At 65.0% G+C, this 14061-nt stretch carries 10 protein-coding genes; 5 read left to right on the forward strand and 5 right to left on the reverse strand.

Going from position 1 to position 14061, the window contains the following annotated elements; translation table 11 throughout:
- Positions 1-27 precede the first annotated feature (27 nt).
- Both sulA and lexA read right to left on the reverse strand, forming a co-directional pair.
- Positions 28-504: an SOS-induced cell division inhibitor SulA gene (sulA, locus tag RAC97_RS10535; protein ID WP_375100177.1), complete on the reverse strand. Its 477-nt coding sequence runs from the start codon at positions 502-504 to the stop codon at positions 28-30.
- 13 nt (positions 505-517) lie between these two features.
- Positions 518-1126 carry a transcriptional repressor LexA gene (lexA, locus tag RAC97_RS10540; RefSeq protein WP_375100176.1) on the reverse strand — a complete coding sequence of 203 codons (609 nt, stop codon included), beginning with the start codon at positions 1124-1126 and terminating at the stop codon, positions 518-520.
- Positions 1127-1358: 232 nt separating this feature from the next.
- On the opposite strand from lexA, the gene RAC97_RS10545 reads away from it, so the two are divergent.
- Genes RAC97_RS10545 through nagZ form a run of 3 tightly spaced genes read left to right on the forward strand, consistent with a single transcriptional unit; the run spans position 1359 to position 3651 of the window.
- The gene (locus tag RAC97_RS10545; protein ID WP_375100175.1) at positions 1359-2066 is read left to right on the forward strand and encodes a TetR/AcrR family transcriptional regulator; all 708 of its coding nucleotides are present in this window, start codon (positions 1359-1361) and stop codon (positions 2064-2066) included.
- Positions 2067-2107: 41 nt separating this feature from the next.
- Positions 2108-2644, forward strand: a complete 537-nt coding sequence (locus RAC97_RS10550) for a L,D-transpeptidase family protein (protein ID WP_375100174.1) — start codon at positions 2108-2110, stop codon at positions 2642-2644.
- A gap of 8 nt (positions 2645-2652) precedes the next feature.
- On the forward strand, positions 2653-3651 hold the full coding sequence (gene nagZ / locus RAC97_RS10555) for a beta-N-acetylhexosaminidase (protein ID WP_375100220.1): 999 nt from the start codon (positions 2653-2655) through the stop codon (positions 3649-3651).
- A 141-nt stretch (positions 3652-3792) separates the two neighbouring features.
- Here nagZ and RAC97_RS10560 read toward each other — a convergent pair whose 3' ends face one another.
- Genes RAC97_RS10560 through mfd form a run of 3 tightly spaced genes read right to left on the reverse strand, consistent with a single transcriptional unit; the run spans position 3793 to position 11147 of the window.
- Positions 3793-7065, reverse strand: a complete 3273-nt coding sequence (locus tag RAC97_RS10560; protein WP_375100219.1) for an SNF2-related protein — start codon at positions 7063-7065, stop codon at positions 3793-3795.
- Positions 7066-7114: 49 nt separating this feature from the next.
- Complete coding sequence (locus RAC97_RS10565; protein WP_375100173.1) at positions 7115-7687, reverse strand: CsiV family protein; 573 nt, start codon at positions 7685-7687, stop codon at positions 7115-7117.
- A 10-nt stretch (positions 7688-7697) separates the two neighbouring features.
- On the reverse strand, positions 7698-11147 hold the full coding sequence (gene mfd, locus RAC97_RS10570; RefSeq protein WP_375100172.1) for a transcription-repair coupling factor: 3450 nt from the start codon (positions 11145-11147) through the stop codon (positions 7698-7700).
- A 167-nt stretch (positions 11148-11314) separates the two neighbouring features.
- On the opposite strand from mfd, the gene RAC97_RS10575 reads away from it, so the two are divergent.
- Positions 11315-12778 carry a glyceraldehyde-3-phosphate dehydrogenase gene (locus RAC97_RS10575; protein ID WP_375100171.1) on the forward strand — a complete coding sequence of 488 codons (1464 nt, stop codon included), beginning with the start codon at positions 11315-11317 and terminating at the stop codon, positions 12776-12778.
- Between the two features lie 113 nt (positions 12779-12891).
- Positions 12892-13890: an FAD:protein FMN transferase gene (locus RAC97_RS10580; protein ID WP_375100170.1), complete on the forward strand. Its 999-nt coding sequence runs from the start codon at positions 12892-12894 to the stop codon at positions 13888-13890.
- Positions 13891-14061 lie beyond the last annotated feature (171 nt).

Consider the following 14061-nt stretch of genomic DNA (forward strand, 5'->3'; position numbering starts at 1 on the left):
TAAAAGATTACAGGCAAAGCCTGAACATCAGCCGAGGCGGATGTTCAGGCTTTTTGCGTTTCCGGAGGTGGCTCCGCGGCTCAACTGCTGACGGGCGACAGTGCTGGTATTGTCCAGCCAACTGACCACGGTATGGCTGTTGCCCAGGCGCAATGCTTCGCAAGCCAACTGCAGTGCAGTTTGATTGCTGCCGGGTTGCAGCAGCAGGATGCGTTCACGGTTCAGGCCGGCATCACGCAGCCAGGCCTGGGTCAGGCTGGCAGGTGGCGCGACCAGCGTCAGCCAGCGAGTGTCATCTTCTTCACTCAGTTCGCGCAGCATAGGGGCAAGCAGGCTCTGGCAGTGGCCTGGTGCGCCACGCAGGGACAATTCGCTGAACAGCTCCGGCTTCGCTGGCTTGGGTGGCTGCTCGCGGTGTTTCAGGCCTGGTAGCACCGGCTGCGCAAGGAAGGCTTCGAACAGGGGAAGCTGGGCCGGTTGGGGCTGGTAAATAGACTGCTGCATGACGCCTCCTGGATCAGCGGCGAATGACGCCGACGCTCAAGCCCTCGATCACCAGTTCCTGCTCTTTCAGGTCGACTTCGATGGGGGCGAATTCGGGGTTCTCGGCAAGCAGCCAGACCTTGCTGCCTTCGCGCTTGAAGCGCTTCACGGTGACTTCGTCACCGATGCGTGCAACCACCACCTGGCCGTTGCGCGCTTCACGGCAGGTATGCACGGCAAGCAGGTCGCCGTCGACGATGCCGATGTCCTTCATGCTCATGCCGTGCACACGCAACAGGTAGTCGGCGCGGGGATGGAAGAAGGCCGGGTTGATGTTGCAGGATTCCTCGATGTGCTGCTCGGCGAGGATTGGCGCACCGGCAGCGACACGGCCAATGATCGGCAGGCCGCTTTCTTCTGCCTTGGCCTCGACGCCGGGAATGCGGATGCCGCGCGAGGCGCCTGGGGTCATTTCGATCGCACCCTTGCGGGCCAGTGCCTTGAGGTGTTCCTCGGCGGCGTTGGGTGACTTGAACCCCAGCTCCTGGGCGATTTCCGCGCGGGTGGGCGGAAAGCCGTTGTCTTCGAGGCAGCGCTTGATGAAAGCCAGGATCTCGGCTTGGCGTGGCGTCAGTTTCAGCATGGCGAGTGGCTCTGTCTTTTTATACAGTGACTGGGATTATATACAGTACATGGCGCGCTGCAAGCACTGTGTTTTGCCGGAAACTCCGTTGGGCTCCTGAGCCTGCGCGATTCGTGCCTTGCAGCGTAATGCGCGGCGCTGTGGTTAAATGGCGACCGCGTGGTCACCGAGCCTTGACAGTCGTTGGGTTGAAACGTATGTTTCAAACAACTGTTTGTCAGGCGGAAAAGTCATGGCCCAATCGGAAACCGTTGAACGCATTCTCGATGCAGCCGAGCAGCTGTTCGCGGAGAGGGGGTTCGCTGAAACCTCGTTGCGCCTCATCACCAGCAAGGCCGGGGTCAACCTGGCGGCGGTGAACTACCACTTCGGCTCCAAGAAGGCGCTGATCCAGGCGGTCTTTTCGCGTTTCCTCGGCCCGTTCTGCGCCAGCCTCGAGCGTGAGCTGGAGCGCCGCCAGGGGCGTCCGGAGCACAAGCCAAGCCTTGAGGAGCTGCTCGAGATGCTGGTGGAGCAGGCGTTGGCCGTGCAGCCGCGCAGCAACAACGACCTGTCCATCTTCATGCGCCTGCTGGGCCTTGCCTTCAGTCAGAGCCAAGGCCACCTGCGGCGTTACCTCGAAGACATGTACGGCAAGGTATTCCGCCGCTACATGCTGCTGGTCAACGAGGCCGCTCCTCGTGTGCCGCCGCTGGAGCTGTTCTGGCGGGTGCACTTCATGCTTGGTGCTGCGGCGTTCAGCATGTCGGGCATCAAGGCCCTGCGAGCCATCGCCGAGACCGATTTCGGCGTCAACACCTCGATCGAGCAGGTGATGCGCCTGATGGTGCCGTTCCTGGCTGCGGGCATGCGGGCCGACAGCGGCGTCACCGACGAGGCCATGGCGAACGCTCAGTTGCGACCGCGCAGCAAGAGCAGCGCGGTGCCTGCCAAGGCTTGAGCACTGGGCGGGGCAGGGCGCTTCGGCTAAGCTAGGCGCCCATGCACGACCTCGATTTCCTACATATTTCCCTCGCTGACCAATGCCTCTACGGCTTCGCCCGTGGGCAGTTGCGCGTGCGCATGGCGGTCTCGACCGCGCGTAACGGCGCTGGCGAGTTGAACGGCTCGGGCTGCACCCCGCGAGGCCTGCACCAGGTACGCGCGAAGATCGGCGCAGGCCTGCCGCCGGGTGCCGTGTTGCAAGGCCGACGCTGGACCGGTGAAACCTGGTCACCCGCCCTGCATGCACAATGCCCTGGCCGAGACTGGATCCTCACCCGCATTCTCTGGCTCAGCGGCTGCGAGCCGGGTATCAATCGCCTTGGCCGCGTCGATACCTTCCGTCGCTACATCTACCTTCATGGCACGCCGGACACCGAACCCCTCGGCATTGCGTTGTCCCATGGCTGCGTGCGCCTGCACACCCACGACCTGCTGGACCTGTTCGAGCGTGTACCGGCGCATTGCCCGGTGCGCATCGATGAGGCCGCCTGCCCCCAATGGGCCTTCCTCGCTCTTAACAAGGACACCCTATGACTGCCCGCCTGCAAGGCTCCCTGATGGTGGATATCGCCGGTAAATGGCTGACCGCCGAGGACCGTCACCTGCTGCGCCAGCCCGAAGTGGCTGGCCTTATCATTTTTGCCCGCAACATCGACAGCCCACGCCAGGTGCGTGAACTCTGCGCCTCGATCCGCGCCATTCGCCCCGACCTGATCCTGGCTGTCGACCAGGAGGGCGGCCGGGTCCAGCGCCTGCGCCAGGGCTTCGTGCGCCTGCCGGCGATGCGCGCGATCGCCGACAACGCCAACGCAGAGTACTTGGCCGAACAATGCGGCTGGCTGATGGCGACCGAGGTACTGGCGGTTGGCCTGGACCTGAGCTTCGCCCCGGTGCTGGACCTGGACCACCAGCGCAGTGCGGTAGTCGGCAGCCGCGCCTTCGAGGGCAACCCACAACGCGCCACGCAACTCGCTGGCGCGTTCATACGCGGCATGAACGCTGCGGGGATGGCTGCCTGTGGCAAGCATTTCCCAGGGCATGGTTGGGCCGAGGCGGATTCGCACGTGGCCATCCCCAACGACGAGCGTAGCCTTGAACAATTGCGCGAGGCCGACCTGGTGCCGTTCACCCAGCTGCGTGGCCAGTTGGCGGCGGTGATGCCGGCACACGTCATCTATCCGCAGATCGACAACCAGCCAGCAGGGTTCTCCCGCCGTTGGTTGCAGGACATCCTGCGCGGTGAGCTGGGCTTCCAGGGCGTGATCTTCAGCGATGACCTGTCGATGGCGGGTGCGCATGTGGTGGGCGATGCGGCCAACCGCATCGAGGCGGCGCTGAGCGCCGGTTGCGACATGGGCCTGGTGTGCAACGATCGGGCGGCGGCCGAGCTGGCGTTGAGTGCGGCGCAGCGCTTGAAGGTAGCGCCGTCGCCTCGGGTGGCCGGGATGCGTGGGCGCGGGTTCGCGCGTACCGATTACCGGCAGCAGCCGCGCTGGCTGGAGGCGCTGGGGGCGTTGAGAGAGGCGCAGTTGGTCGATTGAGACGCTGTCCGAGGGTTGCCCCGTACCCGTGGGAGGCTGTAGGAGGCTTGCCCGCGAACATCGGCACGGCCGGTGCCATGCACCGCGCTGTTGCCTTCGCGAGCAAGCCCGCTTCGACGGGCAAGGCGCTGCTCTGCCGGGCTAGCGGCTGCGCTTGCCCGGCAGAGGGGCGAACAGCGCCTCGATCTCTTCATCGCCCAGCCGCCATTGCCCAGCCTCGCCGCCCTCAAGCAGCCCGGCTGCCAGCGCCGCCTTCTCGTGCTGCAACTGCTGGATTTTCTCTTCAACCGTGCCGCGGGTGATCAGCTTGTAGACGAACACCGGCTTGTCCTGGCCAATGCGGTACGCGCGGTCGGTGGCCTGGTTCTCGCTGGCCGGGTTCCACCACGGGTCGTAGTGGATCACCGTGTCGGCGGCGGTGAGGTTAAGGCCGGTGCCGCCTGCCTTGAGGCTGATCAGGAACACCTCGCTGTCGCCGTTCTGGAACTGCTGGACCGGTGCGCGGCGGTCACGAGTGTCGCCGGTCAGCAGGCTGTAGCGGATGCCGCGTTTCTCCAGTTCCGCCTCGATCAGCGCCAGCATTGAGGTGAACTGCGAGAACAACAGCACCTTGCGCCCTTCACTGAGCAGTTCATCGAGCATTTCCAGCAGGCTGCCCAGCTTGCCCTTGTCAGCGAAGCTACCCTTGGCCTCGCTGCCCTTGACCAGGCGCAGGTCGCAACATACCTGGCGCAGTTTGAGCAAGGCGTCGAGGATGACGATCTGGCTGCGCGCCGCGCCGTTGCGAGCGATTTCGTCGCGCACTTTCTTGTCCATCGCCACCCGCACGGCTTCGTAGGTGTCGCGTTGCGCATCGCTCAGTTCCACCCAGTGGACCATCTCGGTCTTCGGCGGCAGTTCGCGGGCCACCTGCTCCTTGGTGCGGCGCAGCAGGAATGGACGGATGCGGCTGGCCAGGTGGGCCATGCGCTCGCTATCGCCGTGCCGTTCGATTGGGGTGCGATAGTCCTGGGTGAAGCGCTTGCTATCGCCCAGCCAGCCCGGCATCAGGAAGTGGAAGAGCGACCACAGCTCGCCCAGGTTGTTCTCCATGGGCGTGCCGCTCAGGCACAGGCGCTGGCTGGCCTGCAGCTCACGCACGGCCTGGGCGGCCTTGCTGTTGCTGCTCTTGATGTTCTGTGCCTCGTCGAGCACCAGCACATGCCAGGGCTGGGCGCGCAGGTGCTCGAGGTCGCGTGGGGCGAGGGCATAGGTGGTCAGCACCAGGTCGTACTCGCCCAGCGTGGCGAAATGCTTGGTACGGCCAGGGCCGTGCAGGGCCAGCACGCGCAGGCCGGGGGCGAAGCGCTGGGCTTCGTCGAGCCAGTTGGGTACCAGGCTGGTGGGCATGACGGCCAGGGCCGGACGTACCAGGCGCCCGGCTTCCTTTTCCAGTAGCAGGTGGGCGAGGGTCTGCAGGGTCTTGCCCAGGCCCATGTCGTCGCCAAGGATGCCGCCGGTGCCCATCTCGCGCAGGGCCTGCAACCAGTTCAGGCCTTGTTGCTGGTACGGGCGCAGGACTGCGGCCAGGCCTTTGGGCGGCAGCACGTGCAGGTCGCGGGCATCGCGCAGGCGGCGGCCCAGGTCGCGTACCTGCTCGCCCCCTTCCCATTGCAAGGGCAGTTGTTCTATCTCGTTCAGCCGCGCGGCGTCGGCGCGGTCCAGGCGTACGCTGGGGCCGATGGTGTCTTCGTGCAGGTATAACCCACCGAGGGTGCCCATCAGCGCCTTGATACGGCCGTAGGGCAAGGCTACGCGCAAGGCGGGGCTGTCCTGGCGCAGGCGGTTGATGTCGACCAGCAGGTGTTCGTCGTCGCTGCGCCGGGCCAGTTCGCTGGGGCGCAGCAGCTCGGGGTTGCTGCGCAGCAGGTGGAGTACGATCGGCAGCAGGCTGTGGCGCTGGCCGTCGACCACGATGCCCAGTTCCAGGTCGAACCACTCATGGCCGGGGGCTTCCTGGACCTTGGCGTACCAGTCGTCCACCTCTTGCAGGTTGAAGGTGAAGTCGCGGTGGATGTCGATGTGCCAACCCGCCTCGCGCAGGCGCGGCAGGCCATGGCGGGCAAAACGCAGCCAGGCGTCGTCGTCAGGCAGCTGCAACATGTCCCCGGCGCTGTCGGGCAGGGCCTTGCTCTGCCGGGTTGCGGGCTTGAAGCCGAGCTTGCGCAGGGTCTCGCGCAGGTGTTGCTCGGCCTGGGGCTGGCGGCGGATGCGCTGGCTGGTGGCGTCCACCAGGCGGGTCAGCGGCTTGTCGTCGTTGCCACTGGCACGCAGGCCGTCGTAATCGAACGCCAGGGCGGCGCGGTGCTGCATCTGGCGCTGCATGCGGCCTGTCTTGGGCATGTAGGCGCTGAATTCAATGCTGCCGAGGGTCAGGTGCGCGGTCGGCGGGATGTCGCTGATGTCTTCGCTGCGCACCGCTGTTGGCGTTGGTACCTGGCGGTTCAAGGCGTTCAGGCGATGGCTCAAGGGCACGACCAGGCGTTCAGGCACGACCGGTGCGCGCGCGAGTTGGCTGGCTATGAAGGGGTCGAGGTCATGGGTGAGTTCGCCGCTTTGCAGGGTCTTGGGGTCGACGTAGTACAACGGCTCCAGCGGCAAAGCGTTGAGTGCTACCTGGTCGTCGTGGTGCCAGGCGCCCCGGTAGCTGCCGTTTTCCAGGCGCACCCAGCGAAACTCGGCGTGCAGTGTCGGGCCGGCGACAAGCGGTGTGCCGTTGTCCTCGAACAAGGCTCGGCCGGTTGCCAGTGCGTATTCGAACAACTCGGCGCCAGGCTTGCCTGCCAAGGCTACGTTGGGGCCCGTCGAGCCCTTGCTGCGGGCGTCGATCAGGCGCAGCAGGCGAGCGTCTTCCTCGGTCACGTAGCGCGGGGTGTAGTAGATCATCTCGGGCAGCGAGGTGATGCGGCTCAGTTTCAACTCGCCGTCGGCCTGGCGGGTGCCCTTCAGCACTTTCAGCATGCATTGGTCGCGCTCGAAGCTGACTTGGTAATACAGCGCTGGCCCCTTGCGTGCTGGCTCGCGAGAGGTCGAGTCGGGGACGGGGTTGGCCAGGGCCTCGACCCACTTGCTCAGGTCGTGGGGCAATGACAGAGCCGCCTGTTCAGGCGGCAACTGCTCTTGCCGTTCGGTTTGCAGATGAACCAGCACGGCGGCGCAGTGCTTGCAATTGATGCCGACCGGGCAGGAGCAGCGGCCAAACACGCGCACGCTACCGGCATTCACTACAAGCCGGATGGTCTGGCTGTAGAGGTTGCCCGGCGAGCCTTTGCAGGTGGCCTCGATGGAGAGGCCTTGTACGCCGTGCAAGGTGACCCGGCCTTCATCTGCATAGTCGAAGCCTCGACCCAGTGCGCCACTGGGGAAATCGTCCATCCATGACGCGTCGCTTTGCAGAAGCGCTCGTGCCTCGTGCTCGCTCACATCACTGCTCCATCATCTCCGGGTCCATCACCGGCACCTTGCGCATGCCGGCCGGTGCGACCTTGATCAGCACGGCCAAGTGGCCGCCATCGAGGAACGTCAGCTGACCGGCCTTGACCGTGCTGTTGCTCTGCTTGAACTGCTCGCTCTGCAGCACGCTGCCATTGCCATCGAGCTGGTTGACCCAGAAGTTGGCCTCAAGGGTGATGAAACGGCCTTCGCTGATGCTCAGGTGGCCTTCGATAGGAAAGTGCCCGAACTGTTCGGTGCCTGCACCCAGGGCGATGCGGCTGGGGCCGTTGCCGACCTGCTGCTGCCAGGCCTTGTGCAGCAGCACCGTGTAGCCTGGCGTGGCTTCCAGGCGGGTCGCCTCGTCAACCAGTGCCAACGGCCGCTCGGCGGCCTTTTCCAGGCGCGGTGCGCCAGCGCTCCAGTCCTCCGGGGCGAACGGGCTGGTCACTGCGGGCACTGCGTTCTGGCGCAGCAGGAGCATCTCTACCTGATACGGGCCTTCGGCGAAGGCGGCCGGCGCGACCAGCGCCAGCAACAGGGTCAGGCAATGAATGACACGCATGGATCTTCCTTCAGGCAGGCTGTGGGGTCAGGCGCTCGAACAGCGCCTCCAGGGTATTGAAGCGTTCTTCCGGGCGTTCCATCGGTACCAGGAAACGGAACTGGGTGGCCCCCTCGAACTTGTAGCGCTTGGGCTGGCCCTGGATCAGCTTGATCAGGGTCAGCGGGTCGACCGGCGTTTCAGCCTCGAACTCCAGCTTGCCGCCGTTGGGGCCGGCATCGACCTTCTTGATGCCCAGCTTCTCGGCTTGCAGCTTGAGCAGGGTCAGGCGCATCAGGTTCTTGGTCGGTTCCGGCAGCAGGCCGAAGCGGTCGATCATCTCCACTTGCAGGTCCTTGAGGCCTTCTTCGTCGGCCGCCGAGGCGATGCGCTTGTACAGAATCAGCCGTGCATGGACGTCGGGCAGGTAGTCCTCGGGAATCAGCGCCGGCAGGCGCAGGTTGATTTCCGGGCCGCCGCCCAGGGGCTGCTCGAGGTTCGGCTGGGTGCCCTTGCGAATGGCCTTGACTGCGCGTTCGAGCATTTCCATGTAGAGGGTAAAGCCCACGGCCTGGATCTGCCCGCTCTGGCCTTCCCCGAGCAACTCGCCAGCACCGCGGATCTCCAGGTCGTTGGTGGCCAGGACGAAGCCTGCGCCGAGGTCCTGGGTATTGGCGATCGCCTCCAGGCGTTTCTCGGCGTCGCTGCTGATCTGCTGGCGCGGGGGCGTGAGCAGGTAGGCGTAGGCTTGGTGGTGGCTGCGTCCGACCCGGCCGCGCAGCTGGTGCAGCTGGGCCAGGCCGAACTTGTCGGCACGCTCGATGACGATGGTGTTGGCACTGGGCACGTCGATGCCGGTCTCGATGATGGTCGAGGCGATCAGCACGTTGAAGCGCTTGTGGTAGAAGTCGCTCATCACCTGTTCGAGTTCGCGCTCGCGCATCTGCCCGTGGCCGATGCCGATGCGCGCCTCGGGCACCAGCTCGGCCAGTTCCGCAGCGCATTTCTCGATGGTCTTGACGTCGTTGTGCAGGTAGTACACCTGGCCGCCGCGCAGCAGCTCGCGCAGTAGCGCCTCCTTGACCGTGCTCTTGTTCTGCTCCATGACAAAGGTGCGCACCGACAGGCGCCGCGCCGGCGGGGTGGCGATGATCGACAAATCGCGCATGCCCGATACCGCCATGTTCAAGGTGCGCGGGATGGGCGTTGCGGTCAGGGTGAGGATGTCCACCTCGCTGCGCAGGGCCTTGAGCTGCTCCTTCTGGCGCACGCCGAAGCGGTGCTCTTCGTCGATGATCGCCAGGCCCAGGTCCTTGAAGCGCACATCGTCCTGCAGCAGCTTGTGGGTGCCGATGAGAATGTCGATCTTGCCCTCTGCGAGGTCCGCTGCCGCGCTGCTGATTTCCTTGGCCGACTTGAAGCGGCTCATCACCTCGACCTTGACCGGCCATTCGGCGAAGCGGTCGCGGAAGCTGTTGTAGTGCTGCTGGGCGAGCAGGGTGGTGGGCACCAGTACCGCTACCTGGCGGCCACTGTGCACGGCGATGAAAGCTGCACGCATGGCCACTTCGGTCTTGCCGAAGCCAACGTCGCCGCACACCAGGCGGTCCATGGGCTTGCCTGCGAGCATGTCCAGGCGCACCGCTTCGATGGCGGCTTGCTGGTCCGGGGTTTCCTCGAAGGGGAAGCCGGCGCTGAAGGTGGCGTAGTCGGCTGCCGGGTCGGCGAAGGCGTGGCCCTTGCGTGCGGCGCGGCGAGCATAGATGTCGAGCAGTTCGGCGGCGACGTCGCGCACCTGCTCGGCGGCCTTGCGCTTGGCTTTCTGCCAGGCTTCCGAGCCCAGGCGGTGCAGCGGCGCCAGGGCGTCGTCACTGCCGGTGTAGCGGGCGATCAGGTGCAGGTTGGCCACTGGCACATAGAGCTTGGCGCCCTCGGCGTACTCCAGGGTGAGGAACTCGGCGGCCTGGCCGTCGATTTCCAAGGTGGCCAGGCCCAGGTAGCGGCCCACGCCATGGTCGATGTGCACCACGGGGGCGCCTTCGCGCAGCTCGGTGAGGTTCTTGATGACCGCATCGTTGGCCGCCTCGCCACGCTTTTCTCGGCGGCGGCGCTGCATCACGCGCTGGCCGAACAGCGGGCTCTCGGCCACCAGGGCCAGGGCAGGGTCGTCCAGCAGCAGGCCATCGTCCAGCGGAGCGATGGTGATCGCCAGGCGTTCCTTGCCGGTGACGAAGTCGGCCCAGCCTTCGACAGTCTGTGGGCGCAGCTTCAGGCGTTCGAGCAGTTCCAGCAGCACTTCGCGGCGGCCTGCGGACTCGGCGGTGAACAGCACGCGGCCAGGGAACTGGTCGAGGAAGTTGGCCAGCTCGGCCAGCGGCTGGTTGGCCTTGGCCTCGATCGCCAGGTTCGGCAGGGCGCGGGCCGGGAAGCGCTCGCGGCCGCCACCCGGCTCGACGTCGTTGGCACCGACCACCACGCGCGGCCATTGCTTGAGTCGGGCGAAGCAGTCTTCGACCGGCATGAACAGCTCGGCGGGCGGCAGCAGTGGGCGGGTGAGGTCGCCGCGGCGTTCTTCATAGCGCCCGCGCACATCGTTCCAGAAGTGTTCGGCAGCTTGCTCGACGCCCGGCAGCGAGAACACCTGGGTGTTGCTCGGCAGGTAGTCGAACAGGGTCGAGGTTTCCTCGAAAAACAGCGGCAGGTAGTACTCGATGCCGGCCGGAATGATGCCGCTGGTCAGGTCCTGGAAGATCGCGCTGCGGCGAAAATCCACGTCGAAACGTTCGCGGAAGCGCGCCTTGAAGCGCGTCACTTCCTCTTTCTGCATGGGGAATTCGCGGGCCGGCAGCAGGCGCACCGAGTCGACCTTGTCGATCGAGCGCTGGGTTTCCGGATCGAAGGTGCGCAGGGTCTCGATCTCGTCGTCGAACAAGTCGATGCGGTAGGGCAGCTTACTGCCCATCGGGAACAGGTCGATCAGGGCGCCGCGCACGGCGAACTCGCCATGCTCGTAGACCGTGTCGACGCAGCGGTAGCCGCTGGCTTCCAGGCGCGTGCGCATCTGCTCGACGTCGATCTTCTGGCCCACGTCCAGCACCAGGCTGCTGCCCAGCAGGAAGCGCGTGGGCGCCAGGCGGTGCAGGGCGGTGGTCACCGGCACCACGAGGATGCCGTGGCCCAGTTCTGGCAGCCGGTACAGGCTGGCGATGCGCTGGGAAATGATGTCCTGGTGCGGCGAGAACAGGTCGTAGGGCAGGGTTTCCCAGTCCGGGAACGGCAGCACGGGCAGTTCCGGGGCGAAGAACCGCAGCTCCTGCTCCAGGCGGTCTGCCGCCTGGCTGTCGGCGGTCAATAGCAGGGTGAAGCGGCCAACGCCGCTGGCAGCCTCGGCAATGGCCAGGCTCAGGGCGGCACCAGGCAGGTTGCCCCAGGTTTGCTTGCCGGCCGTGGCCGACAGTTTCGGTAGGCGCAGAACTGACACGGGAGATTGGACTCCAAGCGTTGCGGCAAAGAGATCGATTGTACCGGCGAGAGCGCCTGCTGTCAGGCTTGCAAGGGCATGACGGCAGGTGTTCGAGACGGCGACAGGCGCTCATTGCCGGTTACGCGTCGGGGCGTCATAATGTAGCCCCTTTTTTCTCCCCCTACATGTGGAAGGTTCCCGTGACTCAGAAGCCCGACCAGTGTCTTGGTGAGTGGATCGATCGTGAAGCCCTGGCTGAAGCGATGATCCCGCTTATCGGTCAGCTCTACCGCAACAACAACGTGGTGAGCTCGATCTATGGCCGCAGCCTGATCAACCGTTCGGTTATCTCGATCCTCAAAGCCCACCGCTTTGCTCGTCACCGTCAGAGCGACGAGACCGAACTGTCCGTACACGAGACATTCCCCCTGCTCAAGGCCATGAGCGAGCTGAAACTGGGCGCCGCTTCGGTCGACCTGGGCAAGCTGGCCAACAAGTTCAAGCAGGAAGGCAACGGCCGCACTGTCGAGCAGTTCGTCCGTGAAGAGCTGGCTGAAGTCGTTGGCCAGCAGAACGCTGCCGGTCGCAAGGGCACCGACGTCGTGCTGTACGGTTTCGGCCGCATCGGCCGCCTGCTGGCGCGCATCCTGATCGAAAAAACCGGTGGTGGCGACGGCCTGCGCCTGCGCGCCATCGTCGTGCGCAAGGGCGCCGAGAACGACCTGGTCAAGCGTGCCAGCCTGTTGCGTCGCGACTCGGTACATGGTCCGTTCGACGGCACCATCGTCATCGATGAAGCGAACAACACCATCACCGCCAACGGCAACCTGATCCAGGTGATCTACGCCAAGAGCCCAAGCGAAGTCGACTACACCCAGTACGGCATCGAGAACGCTCTGATCGTCGACAACACCGGTGTATGGCGTGACGCCGACGGCCTGGGCCAGCACCTGGCCTGCCCGGGCGCTGCCCGCGTGATCCTCACCGCACCTGGCAAGGGCGCGCTGAAGAACATCGTGCACGGCATCAACCACGGTGACATCACCGCCGAAGACAAGATCATCTCCGCGGCGTCCTGCACCACCAACGCCATCGTGCCGGTGCTCAAGGCCATCAACGACCAGTACGGCATCGTCAACGGCCACGTCGAAACCGTTCACTCGTTCACCAACGACCAGAACCTGATCGACAACTTCCACAAGGGCAGCCGCCGTGGCCGCGCCGCGCCGCTGAACATGGTCATCACCGAGACCGGTGCCGCCACCGCTGCTGCCAAGGCGCTGCCGGTGCTCAAGGGCAAGCTGACCGGTAACGCGATCCGCGTGCCTACGCCGAACGTGTCCATGGCCATCCTGAACCTGAACCTGGAAAAGCCGACCAGCCGCGACGAGATCAACGAGTACCTGCGCCAGACCGCCATGCACTCGGAGCTGCACAAGCAGATCGACTACGTCAGCTCCCAGGAAGTGGTCTCCACCGACTTCGTCGGCAGCCGCCACGCCGGTGTGGTTGACGCCGAGGCGACCATCGCCAACGACAACCGCGTCGTATTGTACGTGTGGTACGACAACGAGTTCGGCTACAGCTGCCAGGTCGTTCGCGTGATGGAAGACATGGCCGGTGTGAACCCGCCAGCGTTTCCACGCTGATGCGCTTGTAAGGCAATGAAAAAACGGGAACCTGCGGGTTCCCGTTTTTTTTGACCGATGATTGTGTTGCCTGCTCCGGCCTTTTCGCGGGCAGGCGCTAGAGAGCCTGAAGCGTGCGCACAGCCTTGTTATTTACCCTGTTACTGCTCTGCGCCTGCGACCAGCACCCCACCCTGGAGCGCTTGGGCGGCCCGACCATGGGCAGCAGCTACAGTATCCAGTACGTGCGCGAGCCCCATGGCCCGCCGCCGGAGCAAGTGCGCCAGGCCGTCGAGACCCTCCTGCAGGATATCGACCTGCATTACTCCACCTACCGTGGCGACTCGGTCGTCAGCCGCTTCAACCAGTTGCCCGCCAACCATTGCCTGGCGGTGCCCGGCGATATGCTCGAACTGGTCGGTTTCGGCCAGCAGTTGGCCGAGCAGAGCGAAGGCGCCTTCGACCTCAGCATCGAACCGCTACTCGACCTGTGGGGCTTCGGCCCTCAGGCGCGCCAGGAGCAGGTGCCCGACCCGCAAGCCCAAGCGTTGGTGCAGCAGCGCGTGAACTACCGCCAGTTGCGCATCGAAGGCACCCGGTTGTGCAAGAGCGCCCCCTTGGCCCTGGACTTCAACAGCATCGCCGCAGGCCAGGCGGTCGACCTCATCGCCCAACGGCTGGAGGCCATGGGCATCGCCAGCTACCTCGCAGAAGTCACCGGTGAACTCAAGGCGGTAGGGCGCAAGCCCGACGGCAGCCCGTGGCGAATAGCGCTGGAGCTGCCCCGCCCAGACCTGCAGGTCGCCCGCCAGATCCTCGCCATCGATGGCCTTTCAGTATCGACCTCGGGTGACTATCGCAACTATTTCGAGCAGAATGGCCGGCGCTATTCGCACACTTTCGACGCCCGCCAAGGGCGCCCGGTGGCCCATGCGCTGGCCGCAGTCACCGTGCTGGACCGCTCGGCGCGCGTCGCTGATGGTTATTCAACGCTATTGTTGATACTCGGCCCTGAGCGCGCCTGGGATTTCGCCATCGCCCATGGCATTGCCGCCGTGCTGGTGACCCGGGTAGAAGGTGGTTTCGTCTCCCGTTCCACGCCCGGTTTCGCGCAGGCGGTGAAAGGCGAGTGAAAGGCAATGCAAGGATGATCGCCACCACGGAAACGGTGAAAGACATGTAGCGCAGGCAAAGTTGGCCTACGACGCGACCAAGGGTTAATGTGCGCGGCGTTCACGCTTGATTAGACTGCACCCGAATTTTTCATGGCGCCCCGGCGACATGATCGAGCCCCGCGGCACTTG

Source organism: Pseudomonas sp. LS_2 (assembly GCF_042709235.1).
Taxonomy (GTDB): domain Bacteria; phylum Pseudomonadota; class Gammaproteobacteria; order Pseudomonadales; family Pseudomonadaceae; genus Aquipseudomonas.